We start from the raw sequence: 22902 nt of genomic DNA on the forward strand, positions 1-22902 counted from the left end.
GCACCTTTGGGTGCCTTTTTGCTGGGGATCGCCTGTGCGTCATGCTCAGCGGCGACGTTTCTCCAGGGAGTAAACGAAGGGCGCGACGATCTCGATCGAGCCGTTGTTGAGCATGTCCGCCGGTGGCTTGGGCAGCGGTTGGGCGCGGCGGATCATTTCCAGGGTGGCCCGGTCCAGATCGGCATTGCCCGAGCGTCCCACCAGCTCATAGGACAGCACGTTGCCTTGGGCGTCGACCACGAAGCGCAGTCGGTTCAGGCCTTCCTTGCCGCGTGCCTGAGCGCCCGGCGGGTACTTCTTGTACTTGGCCAGGTGCGCCAGCAGCGTGCCTTGCCAGCTTTCCTTGGCGGCGATCTGGGCCGGCGACGGACCCGGAGCAGGTGCCGAGGACGGTGCCGCGGTAGGAGTCGGCGGAGCGTCGCTGGGCTTCTCTTCGCTGGGCTTTTCCTTCGGCGGTTCCGGTTTTTTCTCCACAGGCTTGGGCGGTTGTGGCTTGGGCTTGGGTTTGACCGGCTTGGGCACGGAAATCGTCGGCTTCGGCGCTTCCGCGAGTTTGGGCAGCGGCAACTCTTCGACCGGAGCCGGCGGCTGCGGTGGCGTCACGACCTTGGGCGGTGCGGGAGGAGGCGGTGCCGGAAGCGGCGCCAACTCGACCATCATCGCCTGGGGTGGCAGCTCGACCGGCGTGGGGGAACTCCAGTTGAGCGCGAGCAGGATCGCGACCGCATGGACCCCCAGTACGATGGCCAGGCTACCGCTGTAACGCGTCAGTTTTTGGCGCGTCGTGATCATTTCTTGGTAGCCGTCTCAAGTCCGACCAGGCCGACCTTCAGGTATCCGGCGGCCCGCAGGGCATCCATCACGCTCATCAGGTCGCCGTAATCCACGCCTTTGTCGGCCTGGAAGAAGATCGTCGTGTCTTTTTTGCCCTGGGTCTTGGCGTCGAGGGTGGCGCCGAGGGCTTCGGCCTTCACTTCGTCGTCGCCGAGGTACAGGCGTTGGTCGGCCTTGACGCTGAGAAACACCGGTTTCTCGGGGCGTGGCGCCGGTTTGGCCGTCGAGGCCGGGAGGTCGACCTTGATGTCCACGGTAGCCAGCGGCGCCGCGACCATGAAGATGATCAGCAGCACCAGCATCACGTCGATGAACGGCGTGACGTTGATTTCGTGGTTTTCGGCGAGATCGTCTTCTGCGCCTTCTTTCAAATGCAGGCCCATGGCGGATTACCCTACTTTGGCCACATGAGGTTGCGCAGAGCGCTCGGCGGTCGGCAGGTGATCGAGATCACGGCTGACCAGCAGCAGGACTTCTGCGGAGGCGTCGGAGACCTGGGCCTTGTAGCCGGCGATGGAGCGGGCGAAGACGTTGTAGATGACTACAGCCGGAATGGCCGCGACCAGACCCAGGGCGGTTGCCAGCAGGGCTTCGGCGATGCCGGGGGCGACGACGGCGAGGTTGGTGGTCTGGGTTTTGGCGATGCCGATGAAGCTGTTCATGATGCCCCATACGGTACCGAACAGGCCGACGAAGGGCGCGGTGGAACCGATGGTGGCGAGCACGCCGGTGCCGCTGCTCATGTTGCGGCCGCAGGCGGCTACCAGGCGCTCGAGGCGGAAGCTGACGCGTTCCTTGATGCCTTCTTTCTCGCGGCTGTTGGCCGACAGGCGCATTTCTTCCAGCGCATCGTGGACCAGCAGATTGGCCAGGGTGCCTTCTTTGGCAGCGGTGACGCTGGCTTCCTTGAGGGTGGTGGCCTTTTTCAGGGCGAGGATCTCACCGCGCAGGCGACGCTTGGCGCCCATCAGCTCGAAGCCTTTGGCGATCCAGATGGTCCAGGTGATGATCGAGGCGATAGCCAGGCCGATCATCACCAGCTTCACGATGATGTCGGCGTTCTGGTACATGCCCCAAGGGGACAGGTCGTGGGCCATGCCCAGGCTGTTGTCCGCTTCGAGGACTTCAGGTGCGTCGTCGGCCGGCTCGCCTTCGACAGGTGCCGGCGCTGCGGCGACCGGGGTGGCTACCGGCGCCGCGGCATCGGCCGGCGCGTGGGCTGCCGCAGGTGTCGAGGCGCCAGTCGGGGCCTGCTCATCGGCGAAGGCCGCGGTCGGTGCCAGCAGCAGGCTGAACAGCAACGCCGCGGCCGCACTCATGGCGCGCAGCGGGCTTGGGCGTTGGGTTGGCGAAGCGGAGAATGGATTGCGTGTCATGCTGGCCGGACCTGAGAGGGAAAAGGGTAAGTGTCCTTCTAGGCCTCGCAGGGCCGAGAACAAATGGGCCGTCATTATTGCAACTAATTCTTGTTAACAGAAGTAATAGAGTATCTTTTTTTCTTTGATTGCTAGCCGCTCGTCCATTGCCGACGCTAGTCTGTGCCTTTCTGATAGGAGTTTTCTGATGTCCGCCCCTTCTGTTCTGATCGCTGGCTGCGGTGATGTCGGCAGCCGTCTGGCGAAGCAACTGCTGGCTGAAAACTGGCAGGTCTACGGCCTGCGGCGCACGGTTTCGCAATTGCCGGAAGGGGTGATCGGCGTGGCGGGCGATCTTTTCAGCGAGCAGTGCCCGGCAGCCTGGCCCACCACACCGCTGGATTACCTGGTGTACAGCGCGGCCGCTACCGAGCATGACGAGGCGGGCTATCGCGCGGCCTATGTCGAGGGGCTGACCCATGTGCTGGGCTGGCTCAAGCAGAACGGGCAGTCTCCGAAGCGCCTGTTGTTCGTTTCCAGCAGCAGCGTCTATGGGCAGAAAGACGGCGAGTGGATCGACGAGACTTCTCCTGCGCAGGCCGGCGGCTATTCCGGCCGGCTGATGCTCGAGGCCGAGCAAGTGGCGTTGCAGAGTGGCATTCCAGCCAGCCTGGTGCGCTTGACCGGGATCTACGGCCCGGGGCGGGAATGGCTGTTGAACCAAGTGCGCCAGGGGTATCGCGTGGCCATCGATCCGCCGTTGTATGGCAACCGCATCCATGCCGACGACGCCGCGGGGTTGCTGGCCTTCCTGCTGCAGGCCGATCGGCGTGGCGTGCAGCTTGAGGACTGCTACATCGGGGTCGACGACGCGCCGGTGCCTTTGGCGGAGGTGGTGGGCTGGCTGCGCGAGTACCTGGGCGTGACCGAGTGGGCGGACAATTCGAGTGTGCGGCGCTCCGGCAGCAAGCGCTGCAGCAATGCCCGCGCCAGGGCCCTGGGCTGGGAGCCGCGTTATCCGAGTTTTCGCGAGGGGTATGCGGAGATTATCGAGGGGCAGGACTGAGTTGCAGATAGATAAAGAAAAAGGAGCCTTTGGGCTCCTTTTTGCTGGATCACTGTTTTTCCAGTAGCCACTGGCGCGTACCCGGGGTGAGGGAAGGTACCTCATCCGCCTGGGCGGTGTTGATGGTCTGGAAGATCTCCAGTTGCTCACCGTTACGCGCGAAGATCCACGGGTTGCCCTGGCCGTTGAGCTGCAGCCAGAGGTTGTCGTAGCCGCCGCTCATCGACGCGCAGTCGCCGGCGAGGCAGAGTGCGTAGCGATCGGCGCCCGGCAGGCCCATGACCTGGCCGTTGGACTGGAACAGCACGGTGCCGCCTTCGCCCGGGCCGTTGACGATTTTCCATTCGCCGCCCAGGTAAGCCGAGTACAGCGCACGCTCGAAGTTGGCGCCCAGTGGCGCGCCTTCCGGTGCTGGCTCCTTGGGACGATCGAACACCTGTTCCGGCTCGTTGTCGTTGGCTTCTTGCAGCAGCTGTTTGCCGTCGCGGCTCAATGTGCTGGCGGAGCTACCGTAGAAATCGATTTTCCAGGAGCCGGACTCTTCAGCCAGCACCTTGCCTTCGACATTTTCGAAGCCGTTGGTGTAGCGCGCCTGGCTGGCCTTGGTGTTGACGTCCCATTCCAGGTTCGGGCCGTAGCCTTGCAGGGCTTCGCGCAGCGGTCCGCCTTTGGCGGCGGCGTCGATGGCGACCTGATTGATCCAGGTGCCACTGATGTCACGGTCAGCGGGATCGCTGGCACAGCCGCCGAGGAACAGGGCGCACAACGAGAGGGCTAGCGCTTTGCGCATGAGGAAATCCTTTCAGAACGAAGACGGCGCGGCCTGGGTAGCCGCGCCGGACGTGTTACTCGATGACCAGGATGGCATCCATTTCAACCTGCGCGCCTTTTGGCAGGGCGGCAACGCCGATGGCGGCGCGGGCAGGGTAAGGCTGCTGGAAGTACTTGCCCATGATCTCGTTGACCTTGGCGAAGTGGCTCAGGTCGGTGAGGAAGATGTTGAGCTTGACGATGTCCTTGAACGAACCACCGGCGGCCTCGGCCACGGACTTGAGGTTCTCGAATACCTGGACGGTCTGGGCTTCGAAGCCTTCCACCAGTTCCATGGTCTTTGGATCGAGCGGGATCTGGCCGGACATGTAGACGGTGTTGCCTGCCTTGATCGCCTGGGAATAGGTGCCGATCGCGGCGGGTGCCTTGTCGCTGGTGATAACGGTCTTGGTCATGAATGACTCCTTGTAATGGGCGGGCTGTATAGCGAGCTATGCACGCATGCGAGTGATGCGAATGACCCCGGTCAGGGCGCGCAGTTTCTTGATCACACGAGCCAGGTGCACGCGGTCGTGCACGCTGACCACCAGTTGGACCACGCTGATGCGACCATCCCGTTCGTCCATGCTGATTTTCTCGATATTGCCGTCGGCCGCGTTGACGCTGCTGGCCAGCAGGGCGATCAGGCCGCGCTGGTGTTCCAGCTCGACGCGCAGCTCGACGTTGAATTCGCCGGTGACATCCTTGGCCCACGAAAGCTGGATGCATTTTTCCGGGTTGTGGCGGATTTCGCTGATATTGCGGCAGTTGTCCAGGTGCACCACCATCCCCTTGCCCGCGGACAGGTGGCCGACAATCGGGTCGCCCGGGATCGGCGTGCAGCACTTGGCGTAGCTCAGGACCAGGCCTTCGGTACCGCGAATGGCCAGCGGACCTTCCGGGCTTGGCAGCTGTTCGCCTTCGCCGAGCAGGCGGCGGGCGACCACATAGGCCATGCGGTTGCCCAGGCCGATGTCTTCCAGCAGGTCTTCGATCAGTTCCAGGCGATACTCGGTGAGCATCGCTTGCACGCGTTCGGCGGGGATCTTTTCCAGCGCGCTGTCGAAACCGTTGAGCACCTTGTTCAGCAGGCGTTCGCCCAGGCTGATGGACTCGGAGCGGCGTTGCAGTTTCAGCGCATGGCGAATGTGGGTGCGAGCCTTGCCGGTGACCACGAAGTTGAGCCAGGCCGGGTTGGGGCGTGCGCCCGGGGCGCTGACGATTTCCACGGTGGAGCCGCTTTGCAGCGGTTCGGACAGCGGCGCCAGGCGGCGATTGATACGACAGGCGATGCAGCTGTTGCCCACGTCGGTGTGCACCGCGTAGGCGAAGTCCACTGCGGTGGAGCCTTTGGGCAGCTCCATGATCCGGCCCTTCGGCGTGAACACGTAGACCTCGTCGGGGAACAGGTCGATCTTCACGCTCTCGATGAACTCCAGGGAATTGCCGGCGCGTTGCTGCATCTCCAGCACGCCCTTGACCCACTGACGAGCCCGGGCATGAGTGCCCTTTGGCTGCTCGTCGCCGCTGGATTTGTACAGCCAGTGGGCGGCGATGCCGTTGTTGGCCATCTCTTCCATTTCGCGGGTGCGGATCTGGATCTCGATCGGAACGCCGTGCATGCCGAACAGCGTGGTGTGCAGCGACTGGTAGCCGTTGGCCTTGGGAATCGCGATGTAATCCTTGAAGCGACCTGGCAGCGGCTTGTACAGGTTGTGTACGGCGCCGAGCACGCGGTAGCAGGTGTCGACCTTGTCGACGATGATCCGGAACGCGTAGACGTCCATGATCTCGTTGAAGGCCCGGCGTTTGCCGCGCATCTTTTTATAGATGCCATACAAGTGCTTCTGGCGGCCGCTGACCTCGCCCTGGATGCCGTCGATGGCCAGGCAGTGGCTCAGGGATTCTTCGATCTTGTTGACGATTTCCTTGCGGTTGCCCCGGGCGCGCTTGACCGCTTGGTAGATCCGCGCGGAACGCATCGGGTGCATGGCCTTGAAACCGAGGTCTTCGAATTCGATGCGGATGCTGTGCATGCCCAGGCGGTTGGCGATGGGCGCGTAGATCTCCAGGGTTTCCTTGGCGATCCGCCGGCGTTTTTCACCGGACAGCACTTCCAGGGTGCGCATGTTGTGCAGGCGGTCGGCCAGCTTGACCAGGATCACGCGAATGTCGCGCGCCATGGCCATGGCCATCTTCTGGAAGTTTTCCGCTTGGGCTTCGGCCTTGGTCTCGAAGTTCATCTGGGTCAGTTTGCTGACCCCGTCGACCAGTTCGGCCACGGTTTCACCGAACTGCGCTTGCAGCGCTTCTTTGGCGATACCGGTGTCTTCGATCACGTCATGCAGCATGGCCGCCATCAGGCTCTGATGGTCCATATGCATGTCGGCGAGAATGTTTGCGACCGCTAATGGGTGCGTGACGTACGCCTCGCCGCTGCGACGGCGCTGACCGTCATGGGCTTGTTCGGCGTAGAAATACGCTCGGCGGACCAGATTGACCTGGTCCGTGCCGAGATAGGTCGATAAGCGATCGGCGAGGGCGTCTATGCTCGGCATGATGACTCCTGCCGTAGGCTGTGATCCCGCGCCGTGCTACGTCGACCAGGCATAGGCTTAGACGGCCTCGTTGGACTCGTCCTCGAAAGCAGCAAAAAGCGGTTCATCTTCAACGATTTCGGCTTCGGCGATAGCTGCGTAGTCGATCAGGCCTTCAGCGATTTCACGCAGGGCGACGACGGTAGGCTTGTCGTTTTCCCATGCTACTTTCGGCTCTTTGCCGCCGGTTGCCAGTTGACGGGCACGCTTGGTAGAGAGCATGACCAGCTCAAAGCGGTTATCCACGTGTTCTAGACAGTCTTCAACGGTTACGCGGGCCATGGTCTTCCTCGTAGCAAATGCAATATGCGCGCTGCCCGGATGGGCGAGCGGACTCAACAGTTTAAAAAATCACCAGCGATTAGGGAAGCGCTGATTTTTTAACCAAGCTTTCCGACGCGCTACAAGCGCCAATGTAAAGCCCTTGCAGCGGTTTTGGGAAGTGCTATTCAGCCCAGCAATTCGGCGAGCAATTTGCCGAAACGCTGTTGCTGATGCTTTTGGTGCAGCTGGTTGGTGCGGAAAATCGCCTTCAGGTCGTCCAGCGCATGGGCGAAATCGTCGTTGATGATCAGGTAGTCGTAATCGACGTAGTGGCTCATCTCGCTGACGGCTTCGCGCATCCGGCCTTCGATGATCTCGTCGCTGTCCTGGCCGCGGTTGGTCAGGCGCTGGCGCAAGGCCTGCTGGGACGGCGGCAGGATGAAGATCGAACGCGCCTGGGGCATCAGCTTGCGCACTTGCTCGGCACCTTGCCAGTCGATTTCCAGGATCAGGTCGTGACCTTCGTCCAGGGTCTGCTGCAAGTGGCTTTGGGAGGTGCCATAGAGATTGCCGAAGACTTCGGCGCGCTCGAGGAAGTCGCCGTGTTCGCCCATCTTCACGAATGCTTCGCGGGAGACGAAGTGGTAGTTCACGCCGTCCACTTCGCCCGGGCGCATGGCGCGGGTGGTGTGGGAAACGGAAACACGGATCGACGGGTCGGCGTCGATCAGGGCCTTGACCAGGCTGGTCTTGCCCGCGCCCGAGGGGGCGGAAATGATGTAGAGGGTGCCGGTGCTGTGGTTCATGTCTGGGTAGCCTTACTCAATATTCTGTACTTGTTCGCGCATCTGCTCGATCAACACCTTGAGGTTGACCGCAGCCTGGGTACTGCGCGGGTCGAAGGCCTTGGAGCCCAGTGTGTTGGCTTCGCGGTTGAGTTCCTGCATCAGGAAGTCCAGGCGCCGGCCAGCGGCGCCGCCGGACTTGAGTACGCGGCGCACTTCGATGATGTGGGTGCTCAGGCGGTCCAGTTCTTCGGCGACGTCGCTCTTCTGGGCGAGCAGCACCATTTCCTGTTCCAGGCGGGTAGGGTCCAGTTCGGCCTGCATGTCGGCGAAGCGATCGAGAACCTTCTGGCGCTGGGTCGCGAGCATCTGCGGGACCAGTTCGCGCAGGGTCACGACATCTTCCTCGATGGAGGTCAGGCGTTCGTTGATCAGCCGGGCCAGCTCCGCGCCTTCGCGCTCGCGGCCGCTCTTCAGCTCTTTCAGCCCCTGGTTGAACAGGCTCAGGGCTTCGTTGTTCAGCGCCTGCGGGTCGCTGGCATCGGCCACCAGGACGCCGGGCCAGGCCAGCACTTCCAGTGGGTTCAGCGCCGCCGGCTGCTTGATCAGGCTGGCAACGGACTCGGCTGCCGCCACCAGTTGCGCGGCGCGCTCCCGGTCGACCTGCAGTGGTTTGCCGGTGGTTTCTTCGGTGAAGCGCAAGGTGCATTCGAGCTTGCCGCGCGACAGTCCCTGGCGCAGCGCCTCGCGGACCGCGCCTTCCAGATCGCGAAAGGATTCCGGCAAGCGCAGGTGCGGTTCCAGGTAACGGCTGTTGACCGAGCGCAGTTCCCAGCTCAGGGTGCCCTGAGTGCCGGCCCGTTCTACCCGGGCGAAGGCGGTCATGCTGTGCACCATGGAGGTACCTCCGATACAGGTCCGCCACCAACCGCAAAGGGTTGTACGGGCCCGATATGAATGAATTGAAGCCGACAGGCTGCGAAGGCGCAGGATTGTAGCGCAGTGCGGTGGATGCTCCCAAACCGCGGGTGTGACAAAGCGCTGCGAAGCGACCGGAGGGCCGTTCCAGAGGTATCGCCGACGGGCCGGGGTTTTTAGAACTGCCCAGGCAAGGCCGTGGGCTCTATAATGATCGGCAGTTTTCCGTCCCCGTACAGGTATTCCCTATGAAACGTCCAAGTGGTCGCGCTGCCGATCAGCTCCGCTCGATCCGCATCACCCGCAACTACACCAAACACGCCGAGGGATCTGTACTGGTCGAGTTTGGTGATACCAAAGTGATCTGCACGGTCAGCGTCGAGAACGGCGTGCCCCGCTTCCTCAAGGGTCAGGGCCAGGGTTGGTTGACCGCCGAATACGGCATGCTCCCGCGCGCCACCGGCGAGCGTAACCAGCGTGAAGCCAGTCGCGGCAAGCAAGGCGGCCGTACCCTGGAGATCCAGCGTCTGATCGGTCGTTCCCTGCGCGCTGCGCTGGACATGACCAAGCTGGGCGACGTCACCCTGTATGTCGACTGCGATGTGATCCAGGCCGATGGCGGTACCCGTACCGCGTCGATCACCGGTGCCATGGTGGCCTTGGTGGACGCTTTGAAAGTGATCAAGAAGCGTGGCGGCCTGAAGGGCGGCGACCCGATCAAGCAAATGATCGCGGCGGTGTCCGTGGGCATGTACCAGGGTGAGCCGGTGCTGGATCTGGATTACCTGGAAGACTCGGCGGCCGAGACCGACCTCAACGTGGTCATGACCAGCACTGGCGGTTTCATCGAAGTCCAGGGCACTGCCGAAGGCGCGCCGTTCCAGCCGGAAGAACTGAACGCCATGCTGGCTTTGGCCAAGAAAGGCATGAGCGAGATTTTTGAATTGCAACAGGCAGCCCTGGCTGACTGATTGCCCGGTAGCTTTCAGCAAGGAGAGCAGCATGAGCGACGACCAGCTTCCGCAACCTGTCCCGAGCCATGAGGTGCGTCAGTGGGCGATGTTCTGTCACCTGTCGGCGTTGCTGGGCATCTGGATTCCGTTCGGCACCCTGATCGGCCCGCTGGTGCTCTGGCAGATGAAGCGCGAGACGGACCCGTTCATCGATGCCCAGGGCAAGGAAGCGCTGAACTTTCAGATCACCGTGGCTCTTGCCTCGCTGGTCTGTTTCCTGCTGATGGTGGTGCTGGTGGGTTTCCTGCTCTTCGGTCTGCTGGCGATCGGCGCCCTGGTGCTGACCATCATCGCCGGGGTCAAGGCCAATGAAGGGATGGCGTACCGTTACCCGTTCACCTGGCGATTGATCAAATAGGCCGAGCGCCCACAAAAAAGCCGACAGTGATGTCGGCTTTTTTGTGGCTGCGAAAAGACGCTTAGATGGTCAGCGTCCAGTCGTAGTCCACGATCAGCGGCGCGTGCTGCGAGAAGCGCGGCTGGCGTGGCAGGCGTGCGCTGCGCACGAAGCGACGCAGGCCTGGGGTCAGCAGCTGATAGTCGAAGCGCCAGCCCAGGTTGAGCATCTCGGCCTGTTCGTTGTCCGGCCACCAGCTGTATTGATCGCCTTCACGGCTGACTTCGCGCAGGGCATCGACATAACCCATGTTGCCGACAATCTCGTCCATCCAGGCACGCTCAGGCGCCAGGAAACCCGGAGATTGCTGGCTGTCACGCCAGTTCTTGATATCCAGCTTCTGTTGCGCCACGTACAGCGAGCCACAATAAATGTACTCGCGACGTTTGCGCCGCTGTTTATCCAGGTAACGGGCGAAGTCGTCCATAAGCTTGAACTTCTGGTTCAAGTCTTCATCGCCGTTCTGCCCGGAAGGAAGCAGCAAGGTCGCGATGCTGACCTTGTCGAAATCGGCTTGCAGGTAGCGCCCGTAGCGGTCGGCCGTCTCGAAGCCGAGACCGCTGATGACAGCCTTCGGTTGCAACCGCGAGTACAAAGCCACACCGCCTTGGGCGGGAACTTCGGCATCGCAGGCATAAAGGAAGTAGCCATCCAGTTGGAAGGCTGGATCGTCCAGTTCAAAGGCGGAGGCGCGGGTGTCCTGCAGGCAGATGACGTCGGCATTCTGTGCTTGCAGCCAACTGAGCAAACCTCGCTCCACTGCAGCCTGAATACCATTGACGTTCACACTGATGATCCGCATAAATGGCCCCAAAAATCACGTGCGTGTATGATACCCGAGGTCTACCTAATTAGCTAAATCCGTGGTATTTGGGGCTTTTTCATGCAGGCGTATCAGCGCGATTTCATTCGTTTTGCCATCGATCGCGGGGTTTTGCGCTTCGGTGAGTTCACCCTGAAGTCCGGGCGTACCAGTCCTTACTTCTTCAATGCCGGCCTGTTCAACAGCGGTTCGGCCCTGGCACAGCTGGGGCGTTTTTATGCCGCGGCGATCGTCGACAGCGGCATTTCTTTCGATGTGCTTTTCGGTCCTGCGTACAAAGGTATTCCTTTAGCGGCAGCGACGGCCGTGGCCCTGGCCGAGCATCATCAGCGCGATCTGCCATGGTGCTTCAACCGCAAGGAAGCCAAGGCTCACGGCGAAGGCGGCAGCCTGGTCGGCGCGCCATTGACTGGCGACGTGCTGATCATCGACGACGTGATCACCGCGGGCACCGCGATTCGCGAAGTGATGCAGATCATCGAGTCCCAGGAAGGCGCCAAGGCGGCGGGTGTGTTGATTGCCCTGAACCGTCAGGAGCGTGGCAACGGTGAGTTGTCGGCGATCCAGGAAGTCGAGCGCGATTTCGGCATTCCGGTGGTGAGCATCGTTTCCCTGACCCAGGTCCTGCAGTTCCTGGCGGACGATCCGGCACTCAAGCAGCATCTGCCGGCGGTGGAAGCCTACCGCGCGCAATTCGGCGTTTGACCCTGTTCTGTAGGAGCGAGGCTTGCCCGCGATAGCGGTCTAACCTGATACACCGCTATCGCGGGCAAGCTCCGCTCCTACGGAAGGCGCAATAAAAAGACCCCGCCTGGCTTGGCCAGGCGGGGTCTTTTTATTTGCAGCGCTTAAGGGCGCTTGCGATTGCTGATCAGGGTGCCGACACCGGTATCGGTGAAGATCTCCAGCAGAATCGCATTGGGTACGCGGCCGTCGATGATCAACGAGCTGCCCACGCCACCCTGTACTGCTTCCAACGCACAGCGAATCTTCGGCAGCATGCCGCCGTAGATGGTGCCGTCTTCGATCAGGGCATCGACCTGCTGGGTGGTCAGGCCGGTCAGGACCTTGCCCGACTTGTCCATCAGGCCAGCGATATTGGTCAGCAGCATCAGCTTCTCGGCTTTCAGCGCCTCGGCCACCTTGCCGGCTACCAGGTCAGCGTTGATGTTGTACGACTCGCCGTTGGCGCCGACGCCGATCGGCGCGATCACCGGGATGAAATCACCTTTGACCAGCAGGTTCAGCAGGTCGGTGTTGATGCCGACCACTTCGCCGACGTGGCCGATGTCGATGATTTCCGGGGTGGTCATTTCCGGCGTCTTGCGGGTGACAGTGAGTTTCTTCGCGCGAATCAGCTCCGCGTCCTTGCCGGTCAGGCCGATGGCGCTGCCGCCATGGCGGTTGATCAGGTTGACGATGTCCTTGTTCACCTGGCCGCCGAGAACCATCTCCACCACGTCCATGGTCGCCGCGTCGGTGACGCGCATGCCATCGATGAAGTGGCTTTCGATGGACAGGCGCTTGAGCAGGTCACCGATTTGCGGACCGCCGCCGTGCACCACCACCGGGTTGATCCCGACAGCCTTCATCAGCACGATGTCGCGGGCGAAGCCGGTCTTCAGCTCCTCGCTTTCCATCGCGTTGCCGCCGTATTTGATCACCAGGGTCTTGCCGACATAGCGGCGAATATAAGGCAGCGCTTCGGACAGGACCTTGGCGGTATTGGCGGCGGCATCGCGTTCGAGGGTCATTCAGGGCTCCGGCACTTCAATAAAGGCGCTTGAAGAAAATCAAAACGGTAGTTGGAGGTCAGGTGCAACACGTTTCAGCTGGGTGTGGAACACATCCTTGATGCGCTGCAGTTCGGCTTCGTCATCGGCCTCGAAGCGCAGCACCAGCACCGGCGTGGTGTTGGAGGCGCGAACCAGGCCCCAGCCTTTGGGGTAGTCGACTCGTACGCCGTCGATGGTGGTCAGGTCGGCGCCTTCGCCCCACTGCGCGTCGTGCAGCGCATCAATGATGCTGAATTTGCTCTCTTCGGTCACATGGATATTGATTTCCGGCGTAGAAATATCGTTCGGGAAGGTGGCAAACAGCTCTTCCGCGTTGGATTTTTCCTTGCTGAGGATCTCCAGCAGCCGCGCGGCGCTGTAGATGCCGTCGTCGAAACCGAACCAGCGTTCCTTGAAGAAGACATGCCCGCTCATTTCACCGGCCAGCAACGCGCCGGTCTGCTTCATTTTCTTTTTGATCAACGAGTGGCCGGTCTTCCACATGAGTGGGCGACCGCCGTATTCCTTGATCAGCGGGATCAGGCGGCGGGTGCATTTGACATCGAAGATGATCTCCGCGCCCGGGTTGCGGGCTACCACGTCCTTGGCGAACAGCATCAACAGGCGATCGGGGAAGACGATGCTGCCGGTGTTGGTTACTACGCCGACACGGTCGCCGTCGCCGTCGAAGGCCAGGCCGAGATCGGCGTTGGTTTCGGCGACCTTGGCGATCAGGTCTTCCAGGTTCTCGGGCTTGCCCGGATCCGGGTGATGGTTGGGGAAGTTGCCGTCCACTTCGCAGAACAGCGGGATGACTTCGCAGTTCAGGGCTTCGATCAACTGAGGCGCGATGACGCCGGCAGCACCGTTACCGCAGTCGACCACCACTTTCAGGCGGCGGGCGAGTTTGATGTCTTGAACGATTTCAGTGTTGTAGCGATCGAGGATATCGACCTTGGTGATGCTGCCCTGACCGCTGCTCAGGTTGTTGGTCTTGAGGCGATCGTGCAGGGCCTGGATCTGTTCGTTGGCCAGGGTATCGCCGGCGATGACGATCTTGAAGCCGTTGTAGTTCGACGGGTTGTGGCTGCCGGTCAGCATCACCCCGGATTTGCCAGCCAGCACATTGGCCGCGTAATACAGCGCCGGTGTCGGTACCAGGCCGACATCGCTGACGTGGCAACCACTGTCGTGCAGGCCCTGGATCAGTTGCTCCACCAGCTCGGGGCCGGACAGGCGACCGTCACGGCCTACGCAAACGTTGGGTTCGCCCTGGGCCAGGCTCTCGGAGCCAATGGCGCGACCGATCCAGTAGGCGGTTTCTGCGTTCAGGGTTTCCGGAACGGTTCCGCGAATGTCGTAGGCGCGAAAGATGCTTTCAGGGAACTTGGGTACGACTTGGGCTGCATTGCTCATCACTGGGGGTGCTCCGTCTAAAAGGGGGCAGGACAGGCCGGAATACTGACCGGAAGGCTCAAACTGAAGGGTATGACGGCGTTTTTGCCCTTGGGTTCATGGTGCAAAAATGCCATCTGATGAGCGTCAGCTCTTTTCAATCACCTTGTACCGTGATTCCGGGTGCTTGAGTCCGCGAATAAATCTGCTGAGTTTTTCGTGCTGAAACACAACCCACCAATCTTAGGCGAGCCGCTGGTGCGGCCCGGATTTTTTGCTTAATGGCTGCCGGAGTGACCGAAACCGCCGGCGCCACGCTGGCTTTCGTCGAAGGCTTCGACCACTTCGAAGTGCGCCTGGACCACAGGTACCAGCACCAGCTGGGCAATGCGTTCGCCCACTGCAATGTTGAACACGGTCTGGCCACGGTTCCAGCAGGAGACCATGAGTTCACCCTGGTAATCGGAGTCGATCAGGCCGACCAGGTTGCCCAGGACGATGCCGTGCTTGTGGCCCAGGCCGGAGCGCGGCAGGATCAGCGCGGCGAGGCCAGGGTCGCCGATGTAGACGGACAGGCCGGTAGGAATCAGCAGGGTCTGGCCCGGTTCCAGGATAGTGTCCTGCTTGAGCATGGCGCGCAGGTCGAGGCCGGCGGAGCCTGGCGTGGCGTACTGCGGCAGAGGGAATTCGTTGCCGATGCGTGGGTCGAGGATCTTGGCTTGTAAAGCGTGCATGCGAGTTAAACCTGGTTCAGCCGTTCGGCGATGAAAGAGATCAGTTGGCGGGCAATCTTGCCCTTGCTGGTCTGGGCGAAGAGAGTTGCGTGCAACTCCCGGTCAATCACGCTGCAGGCGTTTTCCTCGCTGTTGAAGCCAATGCTCGGGTTGGCCACGTCGTTGGCGACGATCAGGTCGAGGTTCTTGTCTTTGAGTTTGCGCGCAGCGTAGTCGAGCAAGTGTTCGGTTTCAGCGGCGAAGCCGACGCTGAACGGGCGGTCGGGGCGGGTGGCGATGCTGGCCAGGATGTCCGGGTTGCGCACCATCTGCAGCAGCAGGCCGTCGCCGTTCGTAGGGTCTTTCTTCAATTTCTGTGGGGCGACGACTTCCGGGCGGTAGTCCGCGACCGCGGCCGAGGCGATGAACAGGTCGCAGGGGATGGCGGCCTCACAGGCGGCGAGCATATCGCGGGCGCTGACCACGTCGATCCGGGTCACACGATCCGGGGTCGGCAGGTGCACAGGGCCGGTGATCAGGGTCACCCGGGCGCCGGCTTCGACCGCGGCTTCAGCCAGAGCAAAGCCCATTTTTCCGGAGCTGTGGTTGGTGATGTAGCGCACCGGGTCGATGTTTTCCTGGGTCGGGCCGGCGGTAATCAGCACGTGTTTGCCGGTCAGCGCCAGGTGCTGGAAGCAGTCGGCGGCGCACAGTGCCAGATCGTTGGCTTCGAGCATGCGGCCCAGGCCGACGTCGCCGCAGGCCTGGCTGCCGGACGCCGGACCGAAGACCTTCAGGCCACGGCTTTGCAGCAGTTGGGTATTGGCCTGGGTGGCAGGGTCACGCCACATGGCCTGGTTCATGGCCGGGGCGATGGCGACAGTGGCATCGGTGGCCAGGACCAGGGTGGTCAGCAGGTCGTCGGCGATGCCTTGGGCCAGACGGGCGATCAGGTCGGCCGTGGCCGGGGCGATCAGCACCAGGTCGGCCCATTTGGCCAGTTCGATATGACCCATGGCGGCTTCGGCCGCAGGGTCGAGCAGGTCCAGGTGGACCGGGTGCCCGGACAGGGCCTGCATGGTCAGCGGGGTGATGAATTCACTGCCGCCACGGGTCATGACCACACGCACTTCCGCGCCATGGTCGAGGAGTCGGCGAACCAGCTCGGCGCTCTTATAGGCAGCGATGCCGCCGCCGACGCCGAGAACGATGCGTTTCCGATACAGCCGCTGCATAGGCCTGCCTTTCAGTTCAATGATTGCTGCGTGTAACACCCCCTCCCCAGGGGAAATCCCACGCAAAAAGATGGGCTAAGATAGCACAGCGACCGCTATGGAACAGCGGCGCCCACACACATGGAGGTGCTATGAGCATTCGCGACTGGCCTGCGGCGGAGCGCCCGCGGGAGAAGCTTCTCGAGCAGGGCGCGCTGGCCCTTTCCGACGCCGAATTGCTGGCGATCTTCCTGCGCACCGGGGTCGCTGGAAAAAGCGCGGTCGACCTGGCGCGACACCTGTTGCATCAGTTCGGCAGCCTGCGTGGCCTGCTCGAGGCGGACCAATTGACCTTCAGCCGGCAACTGGGTCTGGGCCCGGCCAAGTTCGCGCAATTGCAGGCGGTGCTGGAAATGGCGCGGCGGCATCTGGCGGAAAAGCTCAGTCGCAATTCGGTGCTGGAAAGCCCGGTGGCGGTCCGCGACTACCTCAAGGCGATGTTGCGGCATGAGCCGCATGAGGTCTTCGGTTGCCTGTTTCTCGACTCCAAGCACCGGGTGCTGGCGTTCGAAGCGCTGTTCCAGGGCTCCATCAACACCACCAGCGTCTATCCGCGGCAGGTGGTCAAGCGTGCCCTGGCGCACAACGCGGCAGCCCTGATCCTGTGTCACAACCATCCTTCGGGCGTTTCCGAGCCGAGCCAGGCGGATCGGGTGCTGACCCGCAGGCTCACGGAGGCGCTGGACCTGGTGGATGTGCGCGTACTCGACCATTTCATCGTCGGCGAGGGCGAGCCGCTGTCGATGGCCGAGTACGGCTGGATGTAGAGAAGCAGCGACAAGCTTCCAGCGGCAAGCTGCAAGTTAAAGCGGTACGAGGACTGCTCTGAACTTGCAGCTTGTAGCTCGCCGCTTGCCGCTGCTTATCTGAGGCTGACCTTCGAGTAGTCCTGGCGACCGAATGGGCTGACCTGATACCCATGGACATCCTTGCGCGTCAGGGCGAAGGCGGTCGGATGGGCCAGCGGCAGCCACAGGGCCTGCTGCTGGATCTGGGTTTGCGCCTGCTGATAAAGCTTGCTGCGCACGCCCTGCTCGGTGGTGGTCTTGCCAGCGGTGATCAGCTTGTCCAGGCCCGGGTCGCAGTAGCGGGCGAAGTTGGTCCCGGACTTCACTGCCGCGCAGGTGAACTGCGGGGTGAGGAAGTTATCCGGGTCGCCGTTGTCGCCGGCCCAGCCCATGAACAGCAGGTCGTGTTCGCCGGCCTTGGCCCGACGAATCAGTTCGCCCCATTCGATTACGCGGATCTCCGCCTGGATCCCGACTTCCGCCAGGTCTGCTTGCAGCTGTTGCGCGCCCAGGCTCGGGTTGGGGTTCAGCAAACTGCCGGAAGGGCGGGTCCAGATTGTGGTCTGGAAGCCGTCCTTCAGACCGGCCTTGGCCAGCAGCTGGCGCGCTTTCGCCGGGTCGTGGGCGTAGCCCGGCAACTCCTTGGCGTAGCTCCAGGTGTTGGGCGGGAAGGGGCCGTTGGCGGGTTCCGCGGTGTTTTCGAAGACCGCTTTCAGGTAGTTGGCCTTGTCAAAGGCGAGGTTGATGGCCTGGCGCACTTCAGGTTTGTCCAGCGGTGGGTGCTGGCTGTTGATAGCAACGAACGCAGTCATGAAAGCCGCGGTTTTCTCGACTTTGAGCGCAGGCTCTTCAAGTGCGGCGGTCACGTCCAGCGGCTTGGGCGACAGGGCGATCTGGCATTCGTTGCGGCGCAGTTTCTGCAGGCGCACGTTGGCGTCCGGGGTGATGGCGAAGATCAGCGAGTCCACCGCCGGCTTGCCGGCAAAGTAGTCGGGGTTGGCCTTGTAGCGGATCGAGGCGTCTTTCTGGAAGCGGCCGAAAACGAAGGGCCCGGTGCCGATCGGCTGGCTGTTGAGCTTGTCCTGGGTACCGGCCTTGAGCAACTGGTCGGCGTATTCGGCGGAGTAGATCGACGCAAACCCCATGCTCAGGGTGGCGAGGAAGGTCGAATCAGCGTGGTCGAGGGTAAAGCGCAGGGTCAGCGGATCCAGGGCGTCGATCTTCTTGATCAGCGCCGGCAGTTGCAGCGACTGGGCATGGGGATAGCCGCTCTGCGCCACTTTATGCCAGGGGTTGGCCGGGTCGAGCATGCGGTCGAAGCTGAACTTCACGTCTTCGGCGGTCAGCTCGCGGCTCGGGTTGAAGTACGCGGTGCGGTGAAACTTCACTTTCGGGTGCAGCTTGAACACATAGGTCAGGCCGTCGGCCGAGACTTCCCAGCTGTCGGCCAGGCTCGGCACCACCTTGCCGCTGCTGGCGTCGAACTCCACCAGGCGATTCATCAGCACATCGGCCGAGGCGTTGGTGGTGGTCAGCGAGTTGTACTGCACTACGTCGAAACCTTCCGGGCTGGCCTCGGTGCACACACTTAATGCGGCGGCGTGGGCCAGCGGGCTCAGAAGAAGAGGGGCGAACAGGAGCGGGAGGGCAGCGAGGCGCATGTTTGGCTTCCTTTGCAGATCGAAGGCCCATCTGCGAGTGCAGTCTGGAAAAGGCCTACCCTAGTGGCCTCGCTGGAAAATGACTATCCCCTTTTTGGGCCTGCGGACCGGAAAGGTTTGCGTTTATTGCTGCGCCAAGCCTCTCTGCGGCCAGTTGCCATGGTCACATTAGGCATAAATTGACAGAGTTTTTTCCATATATTGACCTGGAGTGACCGGCGCAGCGGCGGTTCATGCTGGTTTTGCCGTTTGTTTCGTCCACGGAAAATTTATTCTGCGACGAGCGGTCAGTCATGGCCCCAGCCCTTGGTGCAGGCATCCGGAGCAAGAAAACAGGGAGTTTTCGAAATCCAAAGCACACCGGCTGTTGTTGCTACGGGGTCTTTCTGGTATAAAGCAGCGCTCTTTTCTAGGGGCCCGGTTCCTTCGCTTGTAGGTGTAGCCGGTAAGACCCTAAAGAAACGCGGCGCCTGGCGCCAAATGACTGAGAGATTAAGCGGCCAACCCATGCCGGGTTGGGCATGTGGTTTTAGAGGGCTGAGGCATGTCGAGAGTCTGTCAAGTTACCGGTAAGGGTCCGGTGACTGGGAATAACATTTCCCACGCAAACAACAAAACCCGTCGTCGTTTCCTGCCGAACCTGCAGCATCACCGCTTCTGGGTTGAGTCCGAGAAACGTTTTGTGCGTCTGCGCGTATCTGCCAAGGGCATGCGTATCATCGACAAGCGTGGCATTGATGTCGTGCTGGCCGAACTTCGTCGCGATGGCAAGGTTTAAGGGAGCTAATCATGCGTGAATTGATTCGTTTGATTTCGAGCGCCGGTACTGGTCACTTCTACACTACCGACAAGAACAAGCGCACTACTCCGGACAAAATCGAGATCAAGAAATATGATCCGGTTGTTCGTAAGCACGTGATCTACAAGGAAGGCAAAATCAAGTAATTGATTTTTCTTCTGACAAAAAAACCCGCTTTCAAGCGGGTTTTTTTGTGCCTGCGATTCAGGCTTTCGGTTCGAAGATCACATAGATCTTGCGGCACGGCTCCAGCACCTCCCAGGTGCCGCGGAAACCGGCGGGAATGACGAAACGATCGCCAGCGCGCAAGGTCTTGGCATTGCCCTCGCCATCACGCAAGACCGAAACCCCCTGCACGATCTCGCAATACTCATGCTCGGTGTAGTTCACCGTCCACTGGCCGACCTCGCCTTCCCACACTCCGGCGTTCATCTGGCCGCACGGGCTGTTGTAGTGGTTGAACACGGTTTGCTCGGGGTCGCCCTTGAGGACTTTTTCCTGGGCGGGGCGATACCGCTCGGCCGCAGTGTTGGCCTGATTGAAGTCGACGATGTCCTGGATGCTCATGCTGGTATTCCCCCCTGGTTGTGCTGCGAGTGGCTGGAAAGCCCAAAGTCTATGTTTATTAAAATGAACATAGCAATGGCGTTTGCCCGGCCTCTGTCAAATATATTGAAACTTCGGGTGCCGCTGGTTTAGGGTGGCGAATGCCATGGGCCGAAGCAGGCTGGCCGGGCAGAATTCCTGAAGGTGCCGGCATCGATCGCGTGGCGCCTGTATCCAACAAGAGGAGGACACTCGCATGACCACCCTGACTCGAGCCGACTGGGAACAACGCGCCCGCGAACTGAAAATCGAAGGCCGCGCCTACATCAATGGCGAATACACCGCCGCCGTTTCCAACGAAACCTTCGAATGCATCAGTCCGGTCGATGGCCGTCTGCTGGCCAGTATTGCCAGCTGTGACGCCGCCGACGCGCAACGTGCCGTGGAAAACGCCCGTGCCACCTTCAACTCCGGCGTCTGGTCGCGCCTGGCGCCGGCCAAGCGCAAGGCCACCATGATTCGTTTTGCCGGCCTGCTGAAGCAGCACGCCGAAGAACTGGCCCTGCTCGAAACCCTGGACATGGGCAAGCCGATCAGTGACTCCCTGGGTATCGACGTTCCGGGCGCGGCGCAAGCGCTGAGCTGGAGCGGCGAAGCCATCGACAAGATCTACGACGAAGTCGCCGCCACGCCCCACAATCAACTGGGCCTGGTGACTCGCGAACCGGTGGGCGTAGTCGGCGCCATCGTGCCGTGGAACTTCCCGCTGATGATGGCCTGCTGGAAACTCGGTCCGGCGCTGTCCACCGGTAACTCGGTGATCCTCAAGCCGTCGGAAAAATCGCCGCTGACCGCTATCCGTATCGCTGCGCTGGCTGTCGAGGCCGGGATTCCGGCTGGCGTGCTCAACGTGCTGCCAGGTTATGGCCACACCGTGGGCAAGGCCCTGGCCCTGCACATGGACGTCGATACCCTGGTGTTCACCGGTTCGACCAAGATCGCCAAGCAACTGATGGTCTACTCCGGCGAATCGAACATGAAGCGTGTCTGGCTGGAAGCTGGCGGCAAGAGCCCGAACATCGTGTTCGCCGATGCCCCGGACCTGCAGGCCGCGGCCGAATCCGCGGCCAGCGCCATTGCCTTCAACCAGGGCGAAGTCTGCACCGCCGGTTCGCGCCTGCTGGTGGAGCGTTCGATCAAGGATAAATTCCTGCCGCTGGTGATCGAGGCCCTCAAGGCCTGGAAACCGGGCAACCCGCTGGATCCGGCCACCAACGTCGGTGCGCTGGTGGATACCCAGCAGATGAACACCGTGCTGTCGTACATCGAGTCTGGCCATGCCGACGGCGCCAAGCTGGTGGTGGGCGGCAAGCGCACCCTGCAGGAAACCGGCGGGACCTATGTCGAGCCGACCATCTTCGACGGCGTCAGCAACGCGATGAAGATCGCCCAGGAAGAAATCTTCGGCCCGGTGCTTTCGGTCATCGCCTTCGACACGGTAGAAGAAGCCATCCAGATCGCCAACGACACGCCGTATGGCCTGGCCGCGGCGGTATGGACGGCCAATATCTCCAAGGCCCACCTGACCGCCAAGGCGTTGCGTGCCGGCAGTGTCTGGGTCAACCAGTACGACGGCGGCGACATGACTGCGCCATTCGGTGGCTTCAAGCAGTCGGGCAACGGCCGCGACAAGTCGCTGCACGCGTTCGACAAGTACACCGAACTGAAGGCGACCTGGATCAAGCTGTAATTCAAGGGGCGCGGATCTCGGGCATCTGAACAGACGCCACCCCGCGCACCGTTAGCCGATCCATATCGCAGCCGGACTTTCCGCCAGGGAGGTCCGGCTGCGTTGTCTCTGTCATGAAAAAAACCATCCACAGGAGCGTGGAAATGCGCTGGGCAACTTATTTCGCCGTTTTGGCGGCTGTCCTGAGTGTGGGCCTGGCCCTGGGCGTGAGCATGCCGCTGGTGTCGTTTCGCCTGGAGAGCTGGGGATATGGGCCCTTTGCAATCGGGGTGATGGCCTCGATGCCGGCGATTGGCGTCTTGCTCGGGGCGAAGGTGTCCAGCCGCCTGGCGGCGCGCTTTGGCACGGCGGGGCTGATGCGCCTGTGCCTGTGGGGCGGGGCGATCTCCATTGGCCTTCTGGCGCTGTTGCCGAGTTATCCCCTGTGGCTGGTGCTGCGGCTGATGATCGGCGTGGTGCTGACCATTGTCTTCATTCTTGGCGAAAGCTGGATCAACCAATTGGTGGTGGAGCGGTGGCGCGGTCGCCTGGTGGCGCTGTATGGCAGCAGCTATGCCCTGAGCCAGTTGACCGGCCCGCTGCTGCTGGGGGCCTTGGGCACCGAGCATGACTACGGTTTCTGGGTGGGCGTTGTGCTGCTGGTGGTGTCGCCTCTGCTGCTGATGGGCCGCAGCGGCGCGCCGAGCAGCGAGTCCTGCAGCGTGACCTTCGGTGACCTATGGCGGTTCTGCCGTGGCCTGCCGGCCATTGGCTGGGCGGTGGCGCTGTTCGCCGCGTTTGAAGCGATGATCCTGACCCTGCTGCCGGTCTACTGCCTGCGCCAGGGGTTTACCGAGGACATCGCCCTGGCAATGGTCAGCACCGTGGTGGTGGGCGATGCCTTGTTGCAGCTGCCAATCGGCGCCCTGGCTGATCGCATATCGCGGCGCGCCTTGTTCGCCGGTTGTGCGGTGATCCTGCTGCTGTCGAGCCTGGCCATTCCGTTGCTGCTCGACACCCTGCTGATCTGGCCGCTGTGGGTGCTGTTTGGCGCCAGCGCCGGGGGGCTGTTCACCTTGTCGTTGATTCTGATCGGCGAACGCTACCGCGACGATGCGCTGGTGCGCGCCAATGCCCACGTCGCCCAGCTGTGGGGCATTGGCTGCCTGATCGGGCCGCTGGTGGCGGGGGCGGGCAGCCAGTGGATCAGCGGGCATGCCTTGCTGTTGCTGATGGCGGCCGGGGCCATGGGGCTGATTGTGCTGTTGTTGCGTGAAGGCGCGTTTGGCGTGGCCCAACCACAAACCCTGTAGGAGCGAGGCTTGCCCGCGATGACGGAGTTACATTCAATCAAGATGTT

At 61.8% G+C, this 22902-nt stretch carries 24 protein-coding genes and 1 pseudogene; 9 read left to right on the top strand and 16 right to left on the bottom strand.

The features are described 5' to 3' along the window. Nucleotides 1-45 precede the first annotated feature (45 nt). Genes NRG23_RS20155 through exbB form a run of 3 tightly spaced genes read right to left on the bottom strand, consistent with a single transcriptional unit; the run spans nucleotide 46 to nucleotide 2210 of the window. Nucleotides 46-792: an energy transducer TonB gene (locus NRG23_RS20155; RefSeq protein WP_009051572.1), complete on the bottom strand. Its 747-nt coding sequence runs from the start codon at nucleotides 790-792 to the stop codon at nucleotides 46-48. Continuing rightward, complete coding sequence (gene exbD / locus NRG23_RS20160) at nucleotides 789-1217, bottom strand: TonB system transport protein ExbD (protein ID WP_007921142.1); 429 nt, start codon at nucleotides 1215-1217, stop codon at nucleotides 789-791. Before exbD ends, NRG23_RS20155 begins: the two co-directional genes overlap by 4 nt. Before the next feature lie 6 nt (nucleotides 1218-1223). After that, a complete protein-coding gene (gene exbB, locus NRG23_RS20165) occupies nucleotides 1224-2210 on the bottom strand; it encodes a tonB-system energizer ExbB (protein WP_041985121.1) in 987 nt (328 codons plus the stop codon). 187 nt (nucleotides 2211-2397) lie between these two features. Here exbB and NRG23_RS20170 point away from each other — a divergent pair, with 187 nt between their 5' ends. Then, nucleotides 2398-3255 (top strand): SDR family oxidoreductase, encoded by an 858-nt coding sequence (locus tag NRG23_RS20170; protein WP_257371833.1) that lies wholly within the window; start codon nucleotides 2398-2400, stop codon nucleotides 3253-3255. Nucleotides 3256-3304: 49 nt separating this feature from the next. Here NRG23_RS20170 and NRG23_RS20175 read toward each other — a convergent pair whose 3' ends face one another. From NRG23_RS20175 to NRG23_RS20200, 6 genes are all read right to left on the bottom strand, one after another. After that, nucleotides 3305-4045, bottom strand: a complete 741-nt coding sequence (locus NRG23_RS20175; RefSeq protein ID WP_124340894.1) for a hypothetical protein — start codon at nucleotides 4043-4045, stop codon at nucleotides 3305-3307. A gap of 55 nt (nucleotides 4046-4100) precedes the next feature. Then, the gene (locus tag NRG23_RS20180) at nucleotides 4101-4481 is read right to left on the bottom strand and encodes a RidA family protein (protein ID WP_007921133.1); all 381 of its coding nucleotides are present in this window, start codon (nucleotides 4479-4481) and stop codon (nucleotides 4101-4103) included. 36 nt (nucleotides 4482-4517) lie between these two features. Then, nucleotides 4518-6623, bottom strand: a complete 2106-nt coding sequence (spoT, locus tag NRG23_RS20185) for a bifunctional GTP diphosphokinase/guanosine-3',5'-bis pyrophosphate 3'-pyrophosphohydrolase (RefSeq protein WP_007921131.1) — start codon at nucleotides 6621-6623, stop codon at nucleotides 4518-4520. A gap of 57 nt (nucleotides 6624-6680) precedes the next feature. Next, on the bottom strand, nucleotides 6681-6944 hold the full coding sequence (gene rpoZ / locus NRG23_RS20190; RefSeq protein WP_007921129.1) for a DNA-directed RNA polymerase subunit omega: 264 nt from the start codon (nucleotides 6942-6944) through the stop codon (nucleotides 6681-6683). Nucleotides 6945-7111: 167 nt separating this feature from the next. After that, the gene (gene gmk / locus NRG23_RS20195) at nucleotides 7112-7732 is read right to left on the bottom strand and encodes a guanylate kinase (RefSeq protein WP_009051568.1); all 621 of its coding nucleotides are present in this window, start codon (nucleotides 7730-7732) and stop codon (nucleotides 7112-7114) included. A 12-nt stretch (nucleotides 7733-7744) separates the two neighbouring features. Continuing rightward, complete coding sequence (locus NRG23_RS20200) at nucleotides 7745-8608, bottom strand: YicC/YloC family endoribonuclease (RefSeq protein WP_007921125.1); 864 nt, start codon at nucleotides 8606-8608, stop codon at nucleotides 7745-7747. 269 nt (nucleotides 8609-8877) lie between these two features. Between NRG23_RS20200 and rph the strand changes: the two genes are divergently transcribed. Then, nucleotides 8878-9600, top strand: a complete 723-nt coding sequence (gene rph, locus NRG23_RS20205; RefSeq protein WP_007921124.1) for a ribonuclease PH — start codon at nucleotides 8878-8880, stop codon at nucleotides 9598-9600. Between the two features lie 31 nt (nucleotides 9601-9631). Then, complete coding sequence (locus NRG23_RS20210) at nucleotides 9632-10000, top strand: DUF4870 domain-containing protein (protein WP_257371838.1); 369 nt, start codon at nucleotides 9632-9634, stop codon at nucleotides 9998-10000. Nucleotides 10001-10061: 61 nt separating this feature from the next. Here the strand turns inward: NRG23_RS20210 and NRG23_RS20215 are convergent, their stop codons facing one another. Beyond that, nucleotides 10062-10841, bottom strand: a complete 780-nt coding sequence (locus NRG23_RS20215; RefSeq protein WP_003176915.1) for an exodeoxyribonuclease III — start codon at nucleotides 10839-10841, stop codon at nucleotides 10062-10064. 81 nt (nucleotides 10842-10922) lie between these two features. Between NRG23_RS20215 and pyrE the strand changes: the two genes are divergently transcribed. Next, nucleotides 10923-11567 (top strand): orotate phosphoribosyltransferase, encoded by a 645-nt coding sequence (gene pyrE, locus NRG23_RS20220; protein WP_007921122.1) that lies wholly within the window; start codon nucleotides 10923-10925, stop codon nucleotides 11565-11567. Nucleotides 11568-11710: 143 nt separating this feature from the next. On the opposite strand, the gene argB is transcribed toward pyrE, so the two are convergent. From argB to coaBC, 4 genes and pseudogenes are all read right to left on the bottom strand, one after another. Continuing rightward, on the bottom strand, nucleotides 11711-12616 hold the full coding sequence (argB, locus tag NRG23_RS20225) for an acetylglutamate kinase (protein ID WP_007921120.1): 906 nt from the start codon (nucleotides 12614-12616) through the stop codon (nucleotides 11711-11713). Nucleotides 12617-12655: 39 nt separating this feature from the next. Then, nucleotides 12656-14059, bottom strand: a pseudogene (locus NRG23_RS20230) (phosphomannomutase/phosphoglucomutase); the annotation flags it as partial. Between the two features lie 251 nt (nucleotides 14060-14310). Continuing rightward, a complete protein-coding gene (gene dut, locus NRG23_RS20235; protein ID WP_009051563.1) occupies nucleotides 14311-14766 on the bottom strand; it encodes a dUTP diphosphatase in 456 nt (151 codons plus the stop codon). A 5-nt stretch (nucleotides 14767-14771) separates the two neighbouring features. Then, a complete protein-coding gene (gene coaBC, locus NRG23_RS20240; RefSeq protein WP_016703156.1) occupies nucleotides 14772-15980 on the bottom strand; it encodes a bifunctional phosphopantothenoylcysteine decarboxylase/phosphopantothenate--cysteine ligase CoaBC in 1209 nt (402 codons plus the stop codon). Between the two features lie 131 nt (nucleotides 15981-16111). Between coaBC and radC the strand changes: the two genes are divergently transcribed. Continuing rightward, nucleotides 16112-16786 (top strand): DNA repair protein RadC, encoded by a 675-nt coding sequence (gene radC / locus NRG23_RS20245; protein WP_007921116.1) that lies wholly within the window; start codon nucleotides 16112-16114, stop codon nucleotides 16784-16786. Between the two features lie 95 nt (nucleotides 16787-16881). On the opposite strand, the gene NRG23_RS20250 is transcribed toward radC, so the two are convergent. Further along, nucleotides 16882-18468: an ABC transporter substrate-binding protein gene (locus NRG23_RS20250; RefSeq protein ID WP_110175286.1), complete on the bottom strand. Its 1587-nt coding sequence runs from the start codon at nucleotides 18466-18468 to the stop codon at nucleotides 16882-16884. Between the two features lie 544 nt (nucleotides 18469-19012). Here NRG23_RS20250 and rpmB point away from each other — a divergent pair. Then, on the top strand, nucleotides 19013-19246 hold the full coding sequence (gene rpmB, locus NRG23_RS20255; protein ID WP_007921114.1) for a 50S ribosomal protein L28: 234 nt from the start codon (nucleotides 19013-19015) through the stop codon (nucleotides 19244-19246). Between the two features lie 11 nt (nucleotides 19247-19257). After that, complete coding sequence (rpmG, locus tag NRG23_RS20260; protein WP_003177274.1) at nucleotides 19258-19413, top strand: 50S ribosomal protein L33; 156 nt, start codon at nucleotides 19258-19260, stop codon at nucleotides 19411-19413. Nucleotides 19414-19471: 58 nt separating this feature from the next. Here rpmG and NRG23_RS20265 read toward each other — a convergent pair whose 3' ends face one another. Next, nucleotides 19472-19834 carry a cupin domain-containing protein gene (locus tag NRG23_RS20265; RefSeq protein WP_016703158.1) on the bottom strand — a complete coding sequence of 121 codons (363 nt, stop codon included), beginning with the start codon at nucleotides 19832-19834 and terminating at the stop codon, nucleotides 19472-19474. A 235-nt stretch (nucleotides 19835-20069) separates the two neighbouring features. On the opposite strand from NRG23_RS20265, the gene NRG23_RS20270 reads away from it, so the two are divergent. Beyond that, nucleotides 20070-21563, top strand: a complete 1494-nt coding sequence (locus NRG23_RS20270) for an aldehyde dehydrogenase (RefSeq protein ID WP_016703159.1) — start codon at nucleotides 20070-20072, stop codon at nucleotides 21561-21563. Nucleotides 21564-21706: 143 nt separating this feature from the next. Beyond that, entirely contained in the window at nucleotides 21707-22855 is a 1149-nt protein-coding gene (locus NRG23_RS20275) for an MFS transporter (RefSeq protein WP_257371839.1), read from the top strand. Nucleotides 22856-22902 lie beyond the last annotated feature (47 nt).

The sequence above is a fragment of the Pseudomonas sp. T8 genome (genome assembly GCF_024610635.1).
Classification (GTDB): Bacteria; Pseudomonadota; Gammaproteobacteria; order Pseudomonadales; family Pseudomonadaceae; genus Aquipseudomonas; species Aquipseudomonas chlororaphis_I.

What these genes read in the sequence shown, in the direction of transcription:
- rpoZ (WP_007921129.1), bottom strand. Translation starts at nt 6,944, where the DNA reads ATGGCCCGCGTAACCGTTGAAGACTGTCTAGAACACGTGGATAACCGC.
- radC (WP_007921116.1), top strand. Translation starts at nt 16,112, where the DNA reads ATGAGCATTCGCGACTGGCCTGCGGCGGAGCGCCCGCGGGAGAAGCTT.
- pyrE (WP_007921122.1), top strand. Translation starts at nt 10,923, where the DNA reads ATGCAGGCGTATCAGCGCGATTTCATTCGTTTTGCCATCGATCGCGGG.
- NRG23_RS20265 (WP_016703158.1), bottom strand. Translation starts at nt 19,834, where the DNA reads ATGAGCATCCAGGACATCGTCGACTTCAATCAGGCCAACACTGCGGCC.
- NRG23_RS20270 (WP_016703159.1), top strand. Translation starts at nt 20,070, where the DNA reads ATGACCACCCTGACTCGAGCCGACTGGGAACAACGCGCCCGCGAACTG.
- NRG23_RS20200 (WP_007921125.1), bottom strand. Translation starts at nt 8,608, where the DNA reads ATGGTGCACAGCATGACCGCCTTCGCCCGGGTAGAACGGGCCGGCACT.
- NRG23_RS20180 (WP_007921133.1), bottom strand. Translation starts at nt 4,481, where the DNA reads ATGACCAAGACCGTTATCACCAGCGACAAGGCACCCGCCGCGATCGGC.
- NRG23_RS20275 (WP_257371839.1), top strand. Translation starts at nt 21,707, where the DNA reads ATGCGCTGGGCAACTTATTTCGCCGTTTTGGCGGCTGTCCTGAGTGTG.
- dut (WP_009051563.1), bottom strand. Translation starts at nt 14,766, where the DNA reads ATGCACGCTTTACAAGCCAAGATCCTCGACCCACGCATCGGCAACGAA.
- NRG23_RS20210 (WP_257371838.1), top strand. Translation starts at nt 9,632, where the DNA reads ATGAGCGACGACCAGCTTCCGCAACCTGTCCCGAGCCATGAGGTGCGT.
- rph (WP_007921124.1), top strand. Translation starts at nt 8,878, where the DNA reads ATGAAACGTCCAAGTGGTCGCGCTGCCGATCAGCTCCGCTCGATCCGC.
- rpmB (WP_007921114.1), top strand. Translation starts at nt 19,013, where the DNA reads ATGTCGAGAGTCTGTCAAGTTACCGGTAAGGGTCCGGTGACTGGGAAT.
- gmk (WP_009051568.1), bottom strand. Translation starts at nt 7,732, where the DNA reads ATGAACCACAGCACCGGCACCCTCTACATCATTTCCGCCCCCTCGGGC.
- NRG23_RS20170 (WP_257371833.1), top strand. Translation starts at nt 2,398, where the DNA reads ATGTCCGCCCCTTCTGTTCTGATCGCTGGCTGCGGTGATGTCGGCAGC.
- rpmG (WP_003177274.1), top strand. Translation starts at nt 19,258, where the DNA reads ATGCGTGAATTGATTCGTTTGATTTCGAGCGCCGGTACTGGTCACTTC.
- argB (WP_007921120.1), bottom strand. Translation starts at nt 12,616, where the DNA reads ATGACCCTCGAACGCGATGCCGCCGCCAATACCGCCAAGGTCCTGTCC.
- coaBC (WP_016703156.1), bottom strand. Translation starts at nt 15,980, where the DNA reads ATGCAGCGGCTGTATCGGAAACGCATCGTTCTCGGCGTCGGCGGCGGC.
- exbD (WP_007921142.1), bottom strand. Translation starts at nt 1,217, where the DNA reads ATGGGCCTGCATTTGAAAGAAGGCGCAGAAGACGATCTCGCCGAAAAC.
- NRG23_RS20250 (WP_110175286.1), bottom strand. Translation starts at nt 18,468, where the DNA reads ATGCGCCTCGCTGCCCTCCCGCTCCTGTTCGCCCCTCTTCTTCTGAGC.
- exbB (WP_041985121.1), bottom strand. Translation starts at nt 2,210, where the DNA reads ATGACACGCAATCCATTCTCCGCTTCGCCAACCCAACGCCCAAGCCCG.
- NRG23_RS20175 (WP_124340894.1), bottom strand. Translation starts at nt 4,045, where the DNA reads ATGCGCAAAGCGCTAGCCCTCTCGTTGTGCGCCCTGTTCCTCGGCGGC.
- spoT (WP_007921131.1), bottom strand. Translation starts at nt 6,623, where the DNA reads ATGCCGAGCATAGACGCCCTCGCCGATCGCTTATCGACCTATCTCGGC.
- NRG23_RS20215 (WP_003176915.1), bottom strand. Translation starts at nt 10,841, where the DNA reads ATGCGGATCATCAGTGTGAACGTCAATGGTATTCAGGCTGCAGTGGAG.
- NRG23_RS20155 (WP_009051572.1), bottom strand. Translation starts at nt 792, where the DNA reads ATGATCACGACGCGCCAAAAACTGACGCGTTACAGCGGTAGCCTGGCC.